At 55.8% G+C, this 17,782-nt stretch carries 17 protein-coding genes and 1 pseudogene; 4 read left to right on the plus strand and 14 right to left on the minus strand.

The features are described from left to right. Position 1 precedes the first annotated feature (1 nt). Both WLO31_RS15970 and WLO31_RS15975 read left to right on the plus strand, forming a co-directional pair. Complete coding sequence (locus WLO31_RS15970) at positions 2-2,128, plus strand: HlyD family efflux transporter periplasmic adaptor subunit (RefSeq protein WP_435927614.1); 2,127 nt, start codon at positions 2-4, stop codon at positions 2,126-2,128. Between the two features lie 276 nt (positions 2,129-2,404). Further along, positions 2,405-2,699 (plus strand): annotated as a pseudogene (locus tag WLO31_RS15975) (IS3 family transposase); the annotation flags it as partial. Here WLO31_RS15975 and WLO31_RS15980 read toward each other — a convergent pair. Next, on the minus strand, positions 2,690-3,100 hold the full coding sequence (locus WLO31_RS15980) for a hypothetical protein (RefSeq protein WP_435927615.1): 411 nt from the start codon (positions 3,098-3,100) through the stop codon (positions 2,690-2,692). The pseudogene WLO31_RS15975 and the gene WLO31_RS15980 sit on opposite strands and share 10 nt — an antisense overlap. A gap of 199 nt (positions 3,101-3,299) precedes the next feature. Between WLO31_RS15980 and mutS the strand changes: the two genes are divergently transcribed. Further along, on the plus strand, positions 3,300-5,867 hold the full coding sequence (gene mutS / locus WLO31_RS15985; RefSeq protein ID WP_435927616.1) for a DNA mismatch repair protein MutS: 2,568 nt from the start codon (positions 3,300-3,302) through the stop codon (positions 5,865-5,867). A 59-nt stretch (positions 5,868-5,926) separates the two neighbouring features. Here the strand turns inward: mutS and rpoS are convergent, their stop codons facing one another. From rpoS to cysD, 12 genes are all read right to left on the minus strand, one after another. Continuing rightward, positions 5,927-6,919: an RNA polymerase sigma factor RpoS gene (gene rpoS, locus WLO31_RS15990; RefSeq protein WP_167612545.1), complete on the minus strand. Its 993-nt coding sequence runs from the start codon at positions 6,917-6,919 to the stop codon at positions 5,927-5,929. A 59-nt stretch (positions 6,920-6,978) separates the two neighbouring features. Further along, complete coding sequence (gene nlpD / locus WLO31_RS15995) at positions 6,979-8,112, minus strand: murein hydrolase activator NlpD (RefSeq protein WP_435927617.1); 1,134 nt, start codon at positions 8,110-8,112, stop codon at positions 6,979-6,981. 103 nt (positions 8,113-8,215) lie between these two features. Continuing rightward, complete coding sequence (locus WLO31_RS16000) at positions 8,216-8,845, minus strand: protein-L-isoaspartate(D-aspartate) O-methyltransferase (protein WP_435927618.1); 630 nt, start codon at positions 8,843-8,845, stop codon at positions 8,216-8,218. After that, positions 8,839-9,600 (minus strand): 5'/3'-nucleotidase SurE, encoded by a 762-nt coding sequence (surE, locus tag WLO31_RS16005; RefSeq protein ID WP_435927619.1) that lies wholly within the window; start codon positions 9,598-9,600, stop codon positions 8,839-8,841. Before surE ends, WLO31_RS16000 begins: the two co-directional genes overlap by 7 nt. Further along, a complete protein-coding gene (truD, locus tag WLO31_RS16010) occupies positions 9,581-10,627 on the minus strand; it encodes a tRNA pseudouridine(13) synthase TruD (RefSeq protein WP_435927620.1) in 1,047 nt (348 codons plus the stop codon). The genes surE and truD overlap by 20 nt, the downstream gene beginning before the upstream one ends. After that, a complete protein-coding gene (gene ispF, locus WLO31_RS16015; protein ID WP_271130334.1) occupies positions 10,627-11,106 on the minus strand; it encodes a 2-C-methyl-D-erythritol 2,4-cyclodiphosphate synthase in 480 nt (159 codons plus the stop codon). Before ispF ends, truD begins: the two co-directional genes overlap by 1 nt. After that, a complete protein-coding gene (gene ispD, locus WLO31_RS16020; RefSeq protein ID WP_435927621.1) occupies positions 11,106-11,816 on the minus strand; it encodes a 2-C-methyl-D-erythritol 4-phosphate cytidylyltransferase in 711 nt (236 codons plus the stop codon). Before ispD ends, ispF begins: the two co-directional genes overlap by 1 nt. Positions 11,817-11,836: 20 nt before the next feature. Next, positions 11,837-12,151 carry a cell division protein FtsB gene (ftsB, locus tag WLO31_RS16025; RefSeq protein ID WP_167612559.1) on the minus strand — a complete coding sequence of 105 codons (315 nt, stop codon included), beginning with the start codon at positions 12,149-12,151 and terminating at the stop codon, positions 11,837-11,839. 179 nt (positions 12,152-12,330) lie between these two features. Continuing rightward, positions 12,331-12,654, minus strand: coding sequence for a DUF3561 family protein (locus WLO31_RS16030; protein ID WP_435927622.1), 324 nt, complete (start codon positions 12,652-12,654; stop codon positions 12,331-12,333). Between the two features lie 53 nt (positions 12,655-12,707). Further along, positions 12,708-13,313: an adenylyl-sulfate kinase gene (gene cysC, locus WLO31_RS16035; RefSeq protein WP_435927623.1), complete on the minus strand. Its 606-nt coding sequence runs from the start codon at positions 13,311-13,313 to the stop codon at positions 12,708-12,710. Next, positions 13,313-14,740 carry a sulfate adenylyltransferase subunit CysN gene (gene cysN, locus WLO31_RS16040; protein ID WP_435927624.1) on the minus strand — a complete coding sequence of 476 codons (1,428 nt, stop codon included), beginning with the start codon at positions 14,738-14,740 and terminating at the stop codon, positions 13,313-13,315. The genes cysC and cysN overlap by 1 nt, the downstream gene beginning before the upstream one ends. A gap of 10 nt (positions 14,741-14,750) precedes the next feature. Then, entirely contained in the window at positions 14,751-15,659 is a 909-nt protein-coding gene (cysD, locus tag WLO31_RS16045; RefSeq protein WP_435927625.1) for a sulfate adenylyltransferase subunit CysD, read from the minus strand. 271 nt (positions 15,660-15,930) lie between these two features. Here cysD and WLO31_RS16050 point away from each other — a divergent pair, with 271 nt between their 5' ends. Continuing rightward, positions 15,931-16,971 (plus strand): aminopeptidase, encoded by a 1,041-nt coding sequence (locus WLO31_RS16050; protein WP_435927626.1) that lies wholly within the window; start codon positions 15,931-15,933, stop codon positions 16,969-16,971. Positions 16,972-17,007: 36 nt separating this feature from the next. Here WLO31_RS16050 and cysH read toward each other — a convergent pair whose 3' ends face one another. Beyond that, entirely contained in the window at positions 17,008-17,739 is a 732-nt protein-coding gene (gene cysH / locus WLO31_RS16055) for a phosphoadenosine phosphosulfate reductase (protein ID WP_435927627.1), read from the minus strand. Positions 17,740-17,782 lie beyond the last annotated feature (43 nt).

Consider the following 17,782-nt stretch of genomic DNA (forward strand, 5'->3'; position numbering starts at 1 on the left):
TATGCAAACTGCCGCGACGCTTTTTCCCACGGCCGGGAGCGCTGCTCCTCCGGCTCTGCCGCCGCTTCGCGATGAGCTGAAAATTCACCCGGCGGGCAACAACCGGGACGGCTCTCCCGCCTGGCACCTGGCCGATCCGGTGCGCAACCTTTATTTCCGCCTCGGCTGGCTGGAGCTGGAAATGCTGCGCCGCTGGCCGCTTGGGGATCCTAAGGCGATCGCCGCCAGCATCAGCCAGGAGACCACCATGACGGTGGACGAGCAGGATGTGATGCAGTTTCTGGGTTTTATGCAGCAGCAGCAGTTGCTCAAGCGCGGCACATTCAAAGCGCGCGGCTCGTTCTGGCGGCGCATTTTGCATGGTTATCTGTTTATTCGCCTGCCGCTGGTACGCCCGGAAAAAATCCTGCGTCGCCTGCTGCCGTGGGTAATGTGGATCTTTAGCACCCCCTTCCTTTTGCTGACGGTCGTAGCGGCGCTGGTGGGCGTTACGCTGGCGGCACGCCAGTGGGATAACGTCGAGGCTGCGCTGCACGGCGCGCTGAGCTGGAACGGGGCGCTGGCTTTTGCTGTGGCGCTGATCCTCTCCAAATGCTGGCACGAACTGGGACACGCCTTTATGGCTACCCGCTACGGCGTACGCGTCGGCCATATGGGTGTCGCGCTACTGGTGCTATGGCCGATGGCGTATACCGATACGGGAGAAAGCTGGAAACTCTCGCAGTCGCGTAATCGTCTCTCCATCGCCAGCGCCGGGATCATGGCTGAACTGATGCTGGCCGCCTGGGCGACGCTGTTCTGGAGCTTCGCCCCGGAAGGCAACGTCAAAAACGCATTGTTCTTTCTTGCTACTACCGCCTGGGTACTGACGGTGGTCGTAAATGCCAGTCCGTTTATGCGCTTTGACGGCTACTTTATTCTCAGCGATACGCTCGATTATCCCGGCCTGCATGAAAGGGCTGGCAACTGGGCGAAACGCTGGCTGCGCTGGCAACTGCTCGGGCTGGAAGATCCGATACCGGATAACGTCTCGCCCGCATTCGCCCGTTTTCTTACCCTTTTCGCCTTCGCCACCTGGGTATACCGGCTTCTGCTGTTTGTGGGCATCGCGCTGATGGTTTATCACGCCTTCTTCAAGGCGCTCGGCCTGGTGCTGTTTTTTATTGAGATCATAACTTTCGTGGTGCAACCAATGTTTCGCGAACTCAAAATCTGGCGCGCACGCCGTCAGGAAATCGCCCCGGCACGCCTGATACGTCTGTTCATCTTAACGCTGGCGCTGGGCCTCGCGCTCTTTCTTCCCTGGTCAGCTGAGGTTTCTCTGCATGGCGCAATGGAAGCTGGCGTGGCGCAACCGGTCTATACCCCGTACGCCGCCCAGCTTGACCAGGTGCTGGTACAGGAAGGGGCTCAGGTCAAAGCGGGACAAAAACTGTTTGAACTGGTCGCGCCGATGCCGGAGGATGAAAGGAATAAAGCCCTCGCCCTGAGCGAGGCGTGGCAGACCAGCGCGCGTGGCGCGATTGCGCTCGACAAAAACGGCGCTGCGAAGCAGGTAGTCGCCGAACAGATGGCGCGCCAGTACGCTGTTCAGCAGCAAGCCAGCGCAGTGGAGCTCCAGCGGCTGCAGCTGGTGGCCCTTGAGGATGGCGTGGTGCACGATGTGGAAAGGAGTTTGCGCCCCGGCAGTTGGGTGTCGCCCGGCACTCGTATCGCAAACGTGGTGGATATCCGTCGCTGGCGCGTGAAAGCCCTTGTCAGCGAGACGGATCTTGCTCGTCTGCACGAAGGCGCAACGGCCCGCGTTTATCAACAGGGCCGCTGGCAACCGCTGCAAGGATCGCTGGTAACCATCGATCACGACGCGATCCGCCACCTGCCCAACCTGATGCTGGCCCAGAGCCACGGCGGCCCGGTGGCCCTGAATCCGGCCGCTCCAGCCAACGAACTGCGCCCCGCTGCGGTCTGGTATCGGGCGGTGATTGAAGGAACGTCTGAAACGCCCGTCAGTAAAGAACAGTTGGTGCGCGTTGAGGTGGCGAGCGAACGCCAGAGCCTCGCCCACGGCTGGATTAACAGTGTCATGCTGATGCTTATTCAGCAAACCGGCTTCGGTAAAGAAGGCTAACCGCACTCTATAAACGCCGCGCTTTCATGGCCGGCGCTTTTCCGTTCACGCTTTGCCTCTTAGTTTCGCCATAGCAATAGACAATAATATCTGAATACTATCAGCGCGAAATTCACTTCGCGCTTAGCGCCTGTCCCCTGGTTTCATCGTTTCCGTGGCCTGTAAGCATCCCGCATAATCGTGCCATTCAGTTTTAGAGATCTTCCGACATATTCATCCTGCCAATGAAGGAAATCGCTATGCGTAAAGCCCATTTTACCGAACACCAGATCATCACTTGAGGATGAAAATCGTCGCCTCAAACAGATGATTGCTGACCTGAGTCTCGAAAATCGGGCACTGAAAGACGTTATCGAAAAAGCTTTAAAACCAGCGATAAAGCGTGAGTTCGTCGTTTGCATGACAACAAAATTTACCATGAGCATCGCCAGGTATGCAGGACGCTGTCGTTGAGCAGGGAGGTGGATTTTATCGCCCCGATACCGGGCGCGATGAACCGGCGATCCTGGCGCTGACAGAAGCTGCTGAGCGTTATTCCCGATACGAGTTTAAGAAGTTATTTTACGTACTATGGGGGCAGGCACCCTTCAAATAGCTTCTGTTTTGAGCAAAAGCTTCATTCACAGTAATTTCGGCCAGGTCAAATTTCCTCTTAATATTGTTGAGATTTCTTTTTGTTGCGATCATGGTCTGAACTAACTGTCGAGCGACTTGCCTTGCTTCATCGATACCTGGAAAATCAGTCGCATTTCCAACCTTTATCTTTAAAACTGAGCTTGGCTTCTTACCCTCACTGGAATTACGATCTGACGAGACTACTCTTCGCTGGATTACATAGGTTTTTTTCGTCAAACTGACCTTCATACCAAAGCCGGCAGGCGAATCTCGGTAATCGTCAAAAACAATGTAAGGTTTTTTTGGTGGGTTAGGTTTGAAAACACCTTTCCCAGAGTGATTGAGAGTTGGCTTCACACTAATGCTTAACTTATTGATAATAAAAGACTGGCTGAGAGTTGCTTTTAAAGTAACACCACTATTCGTAGCCCAGGAAGTTTTAGCAAGTAACCTGCCACACCAGGAGCTACAAATTTATAGGTTCATGTGGGTTTATACGGGCATCACCTAAGGTCATATGAGCACTTGAAAGATTTAAAAAACGAGTAAAATCAATATGAATGAGTCTATTGACAAGGATCTATCAGACCACACCCCGATGATGCAGCAGTACCTGCGCCTGAAAGCGCAGCATCCTGAGATCCTGCTTTTTTACCGCATGGGTGACTTTTACGAGTTGTTTTATGACGATGCGAAACGCGCATCGCAGCTGCTGGATATCTCCCTGACCAAACGCGGCGCCTCGGCAGGTGAACCAATCCCGATGGCGGGCGTGCCGCATCATGCTGTGGAAAACTACCTGGCGAAGCTGGTTAACCTCGGCGAGTCCGCCGCTATCTGCGAGCAGATTGGCGATCCGGCCACCAGCAAAGGGCCGGTTGAGCGAAAAGTGGTGCGCATCGTTACGCCCGGCACCATCAGCGATGAAGCGCTGCTGCAGGAGCGCCAGGATAACCTGCTGGCCGCTATCTGGCAGGATGGCAAAGGTTTTGGCTATGCAACGCTTGATATCAGCTCTGGCCGTTTCCGCCTGAGCGAGCCGGAAGATGCAGAGAGCATGGCGGCTGAGCTACAGCGCACCAACCCAGCCGAGCTGCTGTATGCCGAAGATTTCGCCGAAATGCGCCTGATTGAAGGCCGCCGCGGCCTGCGCCGCCGTCCGCTGTGGGAGTTTGAAATTGAAACGGCGCGTCAGCAGTTGAATATGCAGTTCGGCACGCGGGATCTCACCGGTTTTGGCGTTGAAAAAGCGCATCATGCCTTATGCGCTGCGGGCTGCCTGCTGCAGTATGTGAAGGACACGCAGCGCACCTCCCTGCCCCATATTCGCTCCGTCACTATGGACAGGCAGCAGGACAGCATCATCATGGATGCCGCCACGCGCCGGAATCTGGAAATCACCCAGAACCTGGCGGGCGGTTTTGAAAACACGCTGGCCTCGGTGCTCGACTGCACCGTCACGCCAATGGGCAGCCGCATGCTCAAACGCTGGCTGCATATGCCGGTACGTAGCCTCGACGTGCTGCAAAAACGCCAGCGTACCATCGCAGCGCTGCAGGATCGCACCGCTGAGCTGCAGCCGGTTTTACGCCAGGTTGGCGATCTGGAACGTATTCTTGCCCGTCTTGCCCTGCGTACTGCGCGTCCGCGCGATTTGGCCCGTATGCGTTACGCCTTCCAGCAACTGCCTGAATTGCGCGAAATGCTGGCCGATGTGCCAACGGATTATGTACAAACGCTGCGTGAAAATATGGGCGAGTTTACCGAACTACGTGAGCTGCTTGAACGCGCGGTTATCGAATCTCCCCCTGTTCTGGTCCGCGACGGCGGCGTAATCGCTCCTGGCTACAACGAAGAGCTGGACGAGTGGCGTGCGCTGGCGGATGGCGCAACGGATTATCTCGATAAGCTGGAAATTCGCGAGCGCGAGAAGCTCGGGCTGGATACGCTCAAAGTCGGCTTTAACGCCGTGCACGGTTATTATATTCAGATCAGCCGCGGGCAGAGCCACCATGCGCCGATCCACTATGTTCGCCGCCAGACGCTGAAAAACGCCGAACGCTACATTATTCCTGAGCTTAAAGAGTACGAAGACAAGGTGCTGACCTCAAAAGGCAAAGCGCTGGCGCTTGAGAAACAGCTTTACGATGGGCTATTCGATACGCTGCTGCCGCACCTTGAAGCGCTGCAAACCAGCGCCACCGCGCTGGCGGAGCTCGACGTGCTGGTGAATCTGGCAGAGCGTGCCTGGAGCCTGAATTACACCTGTCCGCAGCTTACCGACAAGCCCGGGATTAAAGTGGTTGGCGGCCGCCATCCGGTAGTCGAGAAAGTGCTGAGCGAGCCGTTTATCGCCAACCCGCTGACCCTCGCCCCGCAGCGCCGCATGCTGATTATTACCGGTCCGAACATGGGCGGTAAAAGTACCTATATGCGTCAGTCTGCGCTGATCGTGCTGCTCGCCTATATCGGCAGCTTTGTACCCGCGCAGCAGGCGGAGATCGGCCCAATCGATCGCATCTTTACCCGCGTAGGCGCGGCGGACGATCTGGCCTCTGGCCGTTCCACCTTTATGGTGGAGATGACCGAAACGGCCAATATTCTGCATAACGCCACGGAAAACAGCCTGGTGCTGATGGATGAGATCGGGCGCGGCACATCGACCTATGACGGCCTGTCGCTGGCCTGGGCCTGCGCCGAAAGCCTGGCTAACCGCATCAAAGCCCTGACGCTGTTTGCCACGCACTATTTCGAGTTGACTACGCTGCCGGAAAAAATGGAAGGCGTGGCAAACGTGCACCTGGACGCGCTTGAGCATGGCGACACCATAGCCTTTATGCATACCGTTCAGGAAGGTGCTGCGAGCAAAAGTTACGGTCTGGCCGTTGCCGCGCTGGCGGGCGTGCCGAAAGATGTGATCAAGCGTGCACGCCAAAAGCTGCGGGAGCTTGAGACGCTTTCCAGCAACACGGCGGCAACCCAGGTGGATGGTACACAGATGTCTTTACTGTCGGTTGCCGAAGAAACCTCGCCTGCGGTGGAGGCGCTGGAAGCGTTGGATCCGGATTCGCTGTCGCCACGGCAGGCGCTGGAGTGGATTTATCGTCTGAAAAGTCTGGTGTAAGAAATTCCGGGCATAAAAAAAGCGGTGATTAACATCACCGCTTTTTATTTGAAGATCGATTATTCACGGAACAGCGCTTCGATATTCAGCCCCTGAGTCTGCAGGATTTCACGCAGACGGCGCAGGCCTTCAACCTGAATCTGACGAACACGTTCACGAGTCAGACCGATTTCACGGCCCACGTCTTCAAGCGTTGCCGCTTCATAGCCCAGCAGACCAAAACGACGAGCCAGCACTTCACGCTGCTTAGCGTTCAGTTCAAACAGCCACTTGACGATGCTTTGCTTCATATCATCGTCCTGCGTGGTGTCTTCCGGACCGTTATCTTTCTCATCCGCAAGGATGTCGAGCAACGCTTTCTCAGAGTCACCGCCCAGCGGGGTGTCTACCGAGGTAATGCGTTCGTTGAGACGCAGCATACGGCTGACATCATCAACTGGCCTGTCCAGCTGCTCGGCGATCTCTTCCGCACTTGGCTCATGATCCAGCTTGTGGGAGAGTTCTCGAGCGGTACGCAGATAAACGTTCAGCTCTTTCACAATATGAATCGGCAGGCGAATCGTACGGGTTTGGTTCATGATAGCCCGTTCGATGGTCTGACGAATCCACCAGGTGGCGTAGGTTGAGAAACGGAACCCGCGTTCCGGGTCAAACTTCTCTACCGCGCGAATCAGCCCCAGGTTACCTTCTTCAATCAGATCCAGCAGCGCCAGACCACGATTGCTGTAACGGCGGGCAATTTTCACCACCAGACGCAGGTTGCTTTCAATCATACGGCGGCGGGATGCGACGTCACCACGCAGAGCGCGGCGAGCAAAATAGACTTCTTCTTCGGCTGTTAATAATGGGGAATAGCCGATCTCCCCAAGATAAAGCTGAGTCGCATCCAGCACACGCTGCGTGGCGCCCTGTGACAACAGCTCCTCTTCGGCAATGTCGTTATCACTGGGCTCCTCTTCTACAAGGGCTTTTTCATCAAAAGCCTCAACTCCGTTCTCATCAAATTCCGCATCTTCGGTTAACTCATTAACTTTCAGCGTATTCTGACTCATAAGGTGGCTCCTACCCGTGATCCCTGGGCAAAACACTTATGATGGAGTGCTTTGCCGGTTTATCGCTGCGGTAAATAACGCAGCGGGTTTACGGATTTCCCCTTGTAACGAATTTCAAAATGCAATCTTGTTGAACTGGTTCCGGTGCTACCCATGGTAGCTATCTTCTGCCCCGCCTTGATTTCTTCTTGTTCCCGGACCAGCATTGTATCGTTATGGGCGTAGGCACTCAGGTAATCATCGTTGTGTTTAATGATGATAAGATTACCGTAACCGCGCAGTGCGTTACCGGCATATACCACGCGGCCTGAAGCGGTCGCGACGATAGCCTGTCCTTTACTGCCTGAAATATCAATCCCTTTATTGCCACCCTCAGTAGCAGAGAAGTTCTCGATAATTTTGCCATCAGTCGGCCAACGCCAGGTCGAAATCGGCGCACTGTCTGACGTGCTGCTGACAGTCGGTACGGTAGTCGTAGAGCTAATCACAGGTGCCGTAACCGGTGCTGTGACAACAGTCGCAGTACCTTTATTGTTCGGCAACATTTTGTTAGCACTTTGTTCACCTGAGTCTTCAGAATACGTAATTGTTGGTTTAGAAGCAACCACGGCGCTTGAGTTTTGTGCAGCAGGATTGGTTATTCCTTGCGCGCTGGCGTCAGCGGCGGTGACCGCATTTCCACCGGTAATTGGCGTACCGGACGCGCTGCCAACCTGAAGCGTTTGCCCAACTTCGAGGCTGTACGGGGCCGTTACGTTGTTTCGCTGCGCAAGATCGCGGAAATCGTTCCCGGTAATCCACGCAATATAAAATAGCGTATCGCCGCGTTTTACCGTGTACGTGCTGCCGCCCGCATAGCTGCCTTTCGGAATGTTCCCATACTGGCGGTTATAAACGATACGCCCGTTCTGGGTTTGTACGGGTTCGGACTGAATAACAGGTTGCGGTTGAACAGCTTGCGTTTGCGCTGGCTGCTGTACCGGCTGAATCTGCGGGGCCTGTACCGGAGCGGACATTTTTGGCAGCTGGGTTATCAGCATCCCGCCAGAAGAGCTGCCGCCCGCGTCGCTATTGCCGCCGACCGAGCTGATGGGCGCCTGCGAATCATTGCTGCTACAGCCGGCCAGCCACAGGCTAACCAGCGATAACGCCGCCACACGGCGTAAAGTAAAAGTTGGGCTTCCCGCGCTCATGTATCCCCCAAAAATAGAAACAACTGTATGCTTATGAAGTACGGCAGAATTGCGTTGGCTAGGTTACGCTGGCCTGCTGATAAAAAAACAGGAAACGTCCAGGTTATGCCAGTTCGCCCTTCACCAGCGGTACAAAACGAACGGCTTCTACCGTATCAATAATAAATTCGCCGCCGTGACGGCGAACGCGTTTTAAAAACTGCCGATCGTCCCCCACCGGCAGCACCAGAATCCCGCCTTCATCCAGCTGGGCCAGAAGCGCCGTTGGGATCTCAGGCGGAGCCGCCGTAACAATGATAGCGTCGAATGGCGCACGAGCATGCCAGCCCTGCCAGCCATCACCGTGACGGGTTGAAATATTATGCAGATCGAGCTGTTTCAGGCGACGCCTTGCGTGCCATTGCAGCCCTTTGATGCGTTCCACGGAACAAACATGGTGCACCAGGTGGGCAAGAATCGCCGTCTGATAGCCCGAGCCGGTGCCGATTTCCAGCACCCTGGATTCCGGCGTCAGCTCAAGCAGTTCGGTCATGCGCGCAACCATATAAGGCTGCGAAATAGTCTGGCCTGAGCCAATCGGCAGCGCGGTATTTTCCCAGGCTTTGTGTTCAAACGCTTCGTCGACAAATTTTTCCCGCGGCACCTGCGCAATCGCATCAAGGACCTGTTCGTCCTTGATGCCCTGGGCACGAAGCTGTGTGAGAAGGGCTTCTACGCGTTTGCTCACTACCATTGCTCAGCGACTCCCGCTTTGGTTAACCAAGAGGTCACCACGTCATGCGCGCCGTGCGCGGTTAAATCGACGTGCAGCGGCGTTACCGAAACGTAGCCTTCATCTACAGCCGCAAAGTCGGTATCCGGGCCCGCATCGAACTTGTCGCCAGGAGGACCAATCCAGTACAGCGTGTTGCCGCGCGGATCTTCCTGTGGAATGACTTTGTCGGCCGGATGGCGGCTGCCGCAGCGCGTTACCCGAATGCCCTTAATTTCATCAAGCGGCAAATCAGGCACGTTAATATTGAGGATGCGGCTCGTGCGCAGCGGCTCGCGCGACAGGGCGCGCAGAATTGAACAGGTTATAACCGCGGCCGTATCGTAATGCGTATAGCCGTTTAACGAAACGGCCAGCGCCGGAAATCCTAAATGCCGCCCTTCCATCGCAGCGGCAACCGTGCCGGAATAGATAACGTCGTCGCCCAGATTAGGACCCGCGTTGATACCCGCGACGACGACGTCAGGGCGTGGGCGCATCAGAGCGTTAACGCCAAGATAGACGCAGTCTGTCGGGGTGCCCATCTGCACGGAGATATCGCCGTTTGGCAGGGTAAAAGTACGCAGGGAGGATTCGAGCGTCAGCGAGTTCGATGCGCCGCTGCGATTACGGTCTGGGGCCACGACCTGCACCTCAGCAAATTCTCGTAGCCGCTTAGCCAGCGCCTGTATGCCCGGCGCATGGATCCCGTCATCGTTACTCAGCAATATTCGCATAGTCACCCGGCGTGTTCATCAGTTCCCTTACAACGCTGGTGGCGAAGCTCCCGGCCGGCAGCCAAAAGCTCACCTCAACCGTCACATCATCCCACCAGTTCCAACGTAATTCTGCTGGTTTTACCAGCATGGCGCGGCGAGCGGCTTCAACGCGCTCACGAACCAGCAATGCCTGTAAATCTGTCTCCTGTTCGACACAACGCTGTTCAAACTCCAGCGCGGCACCGAGCGTGCCCCACGCGCCATCGCCCGGTAACGGCGCCGTGATCAGCAGTTCGCCGTTATCTATACGTTGTTGTAAAACAGGGAGTTCTTCATTCGTTGCCACAAACCAGCTGCCGCGTCCTGCCAATTGTAGCGCATCGCCATCAACAACTTGATTAAAGTCTGGTTTTTTCAGTCTAAGGCTAACAATTTGATTAAACAACGCGCTGCGGGCCGCCGACAAATAAAAACTGCGTTTATTGCGATCGCGCAACGGAGAATTGTTCTGCGCCCAGCGAAGCGCCTGGTGGAGATTGTTACCGCCGATGCCAAAGCGCTGGCTGCCGAAATAGTTAGGGACGCCGTCTTTTAATATTGCATTAAGCCGCGGCTCCAGCTCTGCACGCTGGCTGACTTCACGCAGCACGAGGGTAAAATTATTTCCCTTCAGCGCGCCGAGGCGCAGCTTGCGCCGATGACGGGCGTATTCCAGCACTTCACAACCTTCCAGGCTGAAGGCGCTCATATCCGGCATCTCTTTTCCCGGCAGACGCACGCAGAACCACTGTTCGGTGACCGCATGTTTGTCCTTCTGTCCGGCAAAGCTTACCTCGCGTGCATGTACTTTAAGAAACTTAGCCAGCGCATCCGCCACAAAACGCGTATTGCAGCCCTTTTTCAGGATGCGCAGCAGCAGGTGTTCACCGTCGCCGTCCGGCCCGAAGCCGAGATCTTCGGTTACGAGGAAATCTTCCGGGCTGGCTTTTATCAGGCCGGTGCCTTCTGGCTTACCGTGCAGCCAGGTCAGGTTGTGCATATCCATTACGCGCGAGCCTTATGCAGTAACGCTACCGCCTCACAGGCGATGCCCTCGCCCCGCCCGGTAAAACCGAGTTTTTCCGTAGTGGTGGCCTTAACGTTTACATCGTCCATGTGGCAGCCGAGATCTTCAGCAATAAATACACGCATCTGTGGGATATGAGGAGCCATTTTTGGCGCCTGGGCGATTATCGTCACGTCCACATTGCCGAGCGTATAGCCTTTGGCCTGAATACGACGCCAGGCTTCGCGCAGCAGCTCGCGGCTGTCCGCGCCTTTGTAAGCCGCGTCGGTATCCGGGAAGAGTTTGCCGATATCGCCAAGCGCTGCGGCACCGAGCAGAGCGTCGGTTAACGCGTGCAGCGCAACATCGCCATCAGAATGGGCCAGTAACCCTTTTTCGAACGGAACACGCACGCCGCCAATGATAATCGGGCCAACGCCGCCAAAAGCGTGTACATCAAAACCATGTCCGATACGCATTATAAATTCTCCGTTTGGGTTAACCGCGTGAGGTAAAACGACGCCAGCGCCAGGTCTTCAGGACGAGTAACTTTTATATTATCGGCACGGGCGCTAATTAATTCCGGATGGAAACCGCAATATTCAAGCGCAGAGGCTTCATCGGTGATGGTTGCTCCCTCGTTCAGGGCGCGAAGCAGGCAGCTACGCAGCAGCTCGAGCGGGAACAGCTGCGGGGTCAGCGCGTGCCAAAGCGCTTCGCGCTCGACGGTATGGGCAATAAGCGGCTTGCCCGGCTCGCCGCGCTTCATCGTATCGCGCACCGGCGCGGCCAGGATGCCGCCCACCTTGCTGCTTTGCGTGATGGCCAGCAAGCGCGCTAAATCATCCTGATGCAGGCAAGGACGCGCTGCATCGTGCACCAGCGCCCATTTAGCGTCTCCTGCGGCCTGCAGGCCTGCAAGCACTGAGTCGGCGCGCAGCCCGCCCCCGGTCACCACTGTGACTTTTGGGTTTGCGGCCAGCGGCAATGAAGCGAACCAGGTATCTTTAGGGCTGATGGCGATGATGACATGGCCGACTCGCGGATGGGCCAGCAGGCTCGCAACAGCATGTTCAAGAATAGTTTTATCGCCGATGTGCAGGTATTGCTTTGGACATTCCGTTTGCATGCGGCTGCCGATCCCGGCCGCCGGCACCACGGCAATTACGTCCGGGGAGGAGTCTGCCATGTATTATCACTTACGCTGATTTATCGATTGTTCTGCGCGGCATTATTGCCTGCGCGCTTAGAGGTGTCAGGCACCAGACGGTAGAAAGTCTCACCGGGTTTGGTCATGCTCAGCTCGTTGCGGGCGCGCTCTTCGATGGCCTCCTGGCCGCCGTTAAGATCGTCAATTTCAGCAAAAAGCTGATCGTTGCGCGCCTTAAGCTTAGCGTTGGTCGCCTGCTGTGCGGCCACGTCTTCATTGACGCGCGTGTAATCATGCACGCCGTTTTTTCCAAACCACAGCGAATACTGCAGCCAGACCAGCAAGGCCAGCAATAGCAGCGTTAGTTTACCCATCCAGCCCCCTGAAAAACGGCACAATCATCCCACAACTTTATGTCGGACTCCACTCGTGCTCTGGCGAGTCGTCGAATTTGCGGCAGAATTTATCACAAATTGCGACGGCATGCGCGCCTGCGGGAGGTTTAGCTGCAGCCGGGAGCGATAAATCCGTTCAGCTTTATCCGCTGACAGAGTTAACCCATCAGCCACATAAATAAAGCGCCGAACATCAGCGCCACGGTCAGCAAGGTTGCCACACAGCTATAATGCAGTCGCCCGCGCGCCAGCGAGTGTAGCGCGATGCCCACGACGACGGCGACAGGCATCAGCGCAAGGAAGAAAGGCCAGGTATAAAGGAAGAAGAATAGCGTATTAGGGCCGTACATCAGGAAGGGAATACCCAGCGCCAGCAGCCACGACAGGAAGCCGATAAACGCCCCTGGCAAAGACCAGGCGGTATCTTCGACTGACGGGCTGGTTTCAGCCTGTGTAATAACTATGTTCGAGCTGTTGCGCATAACGAATCCATTGACCTGAGTGACCAGACGCGGTTATGCGCCTGGTACTGTCTTTAGGATTTGATAATATCGTCACGGCGCAGCAGGTCTAATAATTGCGCAATCAAATTTGTTACCAATTGTTCGCCGTCTAAGTGAATTTCTGGCGTTCGCGGTGGCTCATATACCGAATCGATACCGGTAAAATTGCGCAGCTCGCCGGCGCGCGCTTTTTTGTATAAGCCTTTCGGATCGCGCGCTTCACAAATCTCAAGCGGCGTATCAACGAATACTTCGATAAACCGCCCCTCGCCAATTCGCTCGCGTACCATTTGCCGCTCTGCACGATGCGGGGAGATAAACGCTGTCAGCACAACCAGCCCGGCATCGACCATCAGGCTGGCGACCTCCCCCACGCGACGGATGTTCTCTTTACGATCGTCATCGCTAAAGCCCAAATCGCTGCACAACCCGTGGCGCACGTTATCGCCGTCAAGCAAATAGGTGCTCACGCCCAGCTTATGCAGCGCTTCTTCAAGCGCGCCGGCCACGGTAGATTTACCGGAGCCGGACAAGCCGGTGAACCACAGCACCGCACCGCGATGCTGATGGAGCTGCTCACGCTGGGCTTGCGTGACGGGATGGGGATGCCAGACGACGTTTTCGTCGTGCTCGGCCATTATTTGCCTCCCAGCAAATCACGGGCGCCCCAGTGCGGGAAATGACGACGAACCAGCGCATTCAGCTCCAGCTCAAACGCGCTCCAGGCTGAAGACTCCTGATAAACTCCTTCCTGCGGCTCGCGCACCATACCGGCGCCAACGGTTACGTTGGTCAGCCGATCGATGAAGATCAGCCCGCCGGTGACCGGGTTTTGCTGGTATTTATCCAGCACTAAAGGCTCATCGAAAGTTAAATCAACCAGCCCGATACCATTTAACGGCAGGCTTTCCACCACGCGCTGCGTCAGGGTGTTAATCTCGACCTGATGATGAATGTTATCAACGCGCGCGCGGGTTTTCTTGCCGGCGACCTTGATGTCATAGCTTTGTCCGGGCACCAGCGGCTGTTCCGCCATCCACACCACGTCAACTTTTGCGGTTTGTACCGCCGGATGCGCGTCTTCTGCATCCACTAACAGGTCGCCCCGGCTGATGTCGATTTCGTCTTTCAGCACTAAAGAGATCGCTTCGCCCGCAGCAGCTTGTTGCAAATCTCCATCAAAGGTTACGATTCTCGCCACGGCAGACTCGACGCCAGAAGGTAAAACCTTTACCCGCTGTCCTACTTTGATTGAGCCTGAGGCAAGCGTACCCGCGTAGCCGCGGAAATCCAGATTCGGGCGGTTTACGTACTGAACAGGGAAACGCATCGGCTGCTGTTCAACCAGGCGTTTCACCTCTACCGTCTCCAGAAGCTCAAGCAGCGTCGGCCCTGTGTACCACGGCATATTCGCGCTTTGCGTCGCGACGTTATCGCCTTCAAGCGCGGACAGCGGCACAAAGCGAATATCCAGATCTGCCGGCAGCTGTTCGGCAAACGTCAGGTAATCCTGCTTGATCTGCTCGAATCTCTCTTCATCAAAGCCGACGAGATCCATTTTGTTCACGGCCACAACCAGATGCTTGATCCCCAGCAGCGTGGAGATAAAACTGTGACGGCGAGTCTGATCCAGCACGCTCTTACGCGCATCGATCAGCAGGATCGCCAGTTCGCAGGTTGAAGCGCCGGTGGCCATATTGCGGGTGTACTGCTCGTGTCCCGGCGTGTCGGCGATAATAAACTTACGCTTCTCGGTGGAGAAATAACGGTACGCCACGTCGATGGTAATGCCCTGCTCGCGTTCGGCCTGTAGACCATCTACCAGCAAAGCCAGGTCAAGCTTCTCGCCCTGGGTGCCGTGACGCTTGCTGTCGGTATGCAGGGAAGAAAGCTGATCTTCATAAATCTGACGCGTGTCGTGAAGCAGGCGGCCAATGAGCGTGCTTTTACCGTCATCGACGCTGCCGCAGGTCAGGAAGCGCAGCAGGCTTTTATGTTGCTGAGCGTGCAGATAAGCTTCGACGCCGCCCTGCTCCGCGATTTGTTGTGCAATTGCGTTATTCATGATGCGCTCCTCAGAAGTACCCTTGACGCTTTTTCAGCTCCATCGAACCGGCCTGATCGCGGTCGATCGCCCGTCCCTGACGCTCGCTGGTGGTGGAAACCAGCATCTCTTCGATGATTTCCGGCAGCGTTTGCGCCCCGGATTCAACGGCGCCGGTCAACGGCCAGCAGCCCAGCGTGCGGAAACGGACCATTTTCTGCTCGATAACCTCGCCCGGCTGCAAATCAATGCGGCCATCATCCACCATCAGCAGCATGCCGTCGCGCTCCAGCACCGGACGCGGAGCCGCCAGGTACAGAGGAACAATCTCGATATTTTCCAGATAGATGTACTGCCAGATATCCAGCTCGGTCCAGTTGGAGAGCGGGAACACACGAATGCTTTCGCCTTTGTTAATCTGGCCGTTGTAGTTGTGCCACAGTTCAGGACGCTGGTTTTTTGGGTCCCAGCGGTGGAAGCGGTCGCGGAACGAATAGATACGCTCCTTGGCGCGCGACTTTTCTTCATCACGGCGTGCGCCGCCGAAAGCCGCATCAAAACCGTATTTGCTCAGCGCCTGTTTCAGGCCTTCGGTTTTCATGATGTCCGTGTGCTTGGCGCTGCCGTGAACAAACGGGTTAATGCCCATCGCCACGCCTTCCGGGTTTTTATGCACCAGCAGTTCAAAACCGTAGTTTTTCGCGGTGCGGTCGCGGAATTCGTACATTTCGCGGAATTTCCAGCCGGTATCCACATGCAGCAGCGGGAACGGCAGCGTGCCCGGATAGAAGGCCTTACGAGCCAAATGCAACATCACCGAGGAATCTTTGCCGATCGAGTACATCATCACCGGATTGGCAAATTCGGCGGCGACCTCGCGGATGATATGGATGCTTTCAGCCTCCAGTTGCCGCAGGTGAGTGAGTCGTTTCTGGTCCATAACCTTCCCTTAAAGCTGCGATTGGCACGGCGGGTCATGGCCTGCCGTTTAAATGAAATTAAAAAGGACTATAAGGCGCGGACATATTTCTTATGAAATTACGAATTGGAATGACTAGTTCCGTAAAGGAATAACGCCATCGCTTTGCAAATCACAAAATGTGCTTAACGGGCTATTTATCGGGGCTTTAAGAGTATTTGGAATTGTGTAACATCCGTCACAGTTTCATACTACGCAGGCAAAAAACTACCGATAATAAAAAGGACTCACTATGTTTTCCGCAGCGCGCCGCTGTGCTGTTTGCATGGCGCTTGGCGTAGGTTTCACATTTTCCGTATGGGCGGCTCCCGCACGCCTGGGTGAAACAGCTGATTTACAGACTCGCCATATCGCCACCGTATTTCCCGGGCGAATGACCGGCAGCCCGGCCGAAATGTTAGCCGCAGATTACCTTCAGCAGCAGTTCGCTCTTTATGGCTATCAAAGCGACATCCGCCGTTTTAATACGCGCTATCTCTACACCACCAAAGACGGCCATCAGAACTGGCACAACGTCAGCGCAAGCCAGGTGATTGCCGCGCGCGAAGGTAAAGTTCCGCAGCAGATTATTATCATGGCGCATCTGGACACCTATACGCCGTTAACCGACAACGACGTAAACGCCAACCTCGGCGGATTGACGCTGCAGGGCGTGGATGACAACGCATCCGGCCTTGGCGTCATGCTGGAGCTGGCGCAGCGACTGAAAACGGTGCCGACGCGCTACGGCATCCGTTTTATCGCCACCAGCGGCGAAGAGCTTGGCTCGCTCGGCGCGGAGAATGTTCTCAAACGCATGAGCGAGAGCGAAAAGAAAAACACCCTGCTGGTGATTAACCTCGATAGCCTGATTACGGGCGATAAGCTCTATTTTAACAGCGGAAAATCGACCCCGGCGGCGGTGCGCAAGCTCACCCGCGATCGGGCGCTGAAGCTCGCTCATCAGTTGGGCATTCAGGCCGCGATAAATCCAGGGCTGAATGCTAAATATCCGAAAGGCACAGGCTGCTGTAACGATGCCGAGCCTTTTGACAAAGCGGGAATACCGGTGCTGTCTGTAGAAGCGACCAACTGGTCGCTGGGTGAAAAAGATGGTTTTCAGCAGCGCGCCAAAAACAAAGCGTTCCCGCATGGAAAAAGCTGGCATCAGGCAGCTCTCGATAATCAGCCGTACCTGGATAAATGGCTACCGGGACGCATTGAGAAACGCAGCCACGACGTGGTGCGCGTGATGTTGCCGCTGGTGAAAGAACTGGCTAAAGCGGGGAAATAAACCCGATCCCGACGGACGGTAGGGACCAGGTTAACTTTATTCGTGCAGGCCGCACTCGCGCTTCAGACCAAAGAAGCGCGTCTCCTCTTCCGCCATACCCGGCTCCCACTTGCGCGTGGTGTGGGTATCGCCGACCGACAGATAGCCCTGATCCCACAGCGGATGGTATTTCAGGCCATGTTCGGTGAGATACTGGTAAACCTTGCGGTTGTCCCAGTCGATGATCGGCAGGATCTTAAACACGCCGCGCTGAATCGCCAGCACCGGCAGATTCGCCCGGCTGCCGGACTGCTCACGACGCAGACCTGCAAACCAGGTCTGTCCGCCCAGCTCCTGCAACGCGCGGTTCATCGGTTCAACTTTATTGATCTCGTTGTATTTCTCGATGCCCTCAACGCCCTGTTCCCACAGCCTGCCGTAGCGCGCCTCCTGCCATGCCGCGCTTTCCTTCGCGCTGAACACCTTCAGATTCAGCTTCAGCCTGTCCGTCAGCTCATCAATAAAGCGATAGGTTTCCGGGAACAAATAGCCGGTATCGGTAAGGATCACCGGGATATCCGGGCGCAGTTGGTTAACCAGATGCAGGCTCACCGCCGCCTGGATACCAAAGCTTGAAGACAACACAAACTCGCCGGGCAGATTATCCAGCGCCCAGGCCACGCGCTCCTGAGCGCTGAGCTTTTCGAGCTGCGCGTTTGCCTCGGCCAGCGCCATCACGCGCTCGACCTTCGGTAACTCGTTCAGTGCTTTTAGATCGAGTACGGACATACGTTCCTCGCTTGTTGGTGAACAAGTGGTGGACGGGCGCTGA

Origin of the sequence: Dryocola sharpae (genome assembly GCF_051307055.1) — a bacterium.
Taxonomy (GTDB): domain Bacteria; phylum Pseudomonadota; class Gammaproteobacteria; order Enterobacterales; family Enterobacteriaceae; genus Dryocola.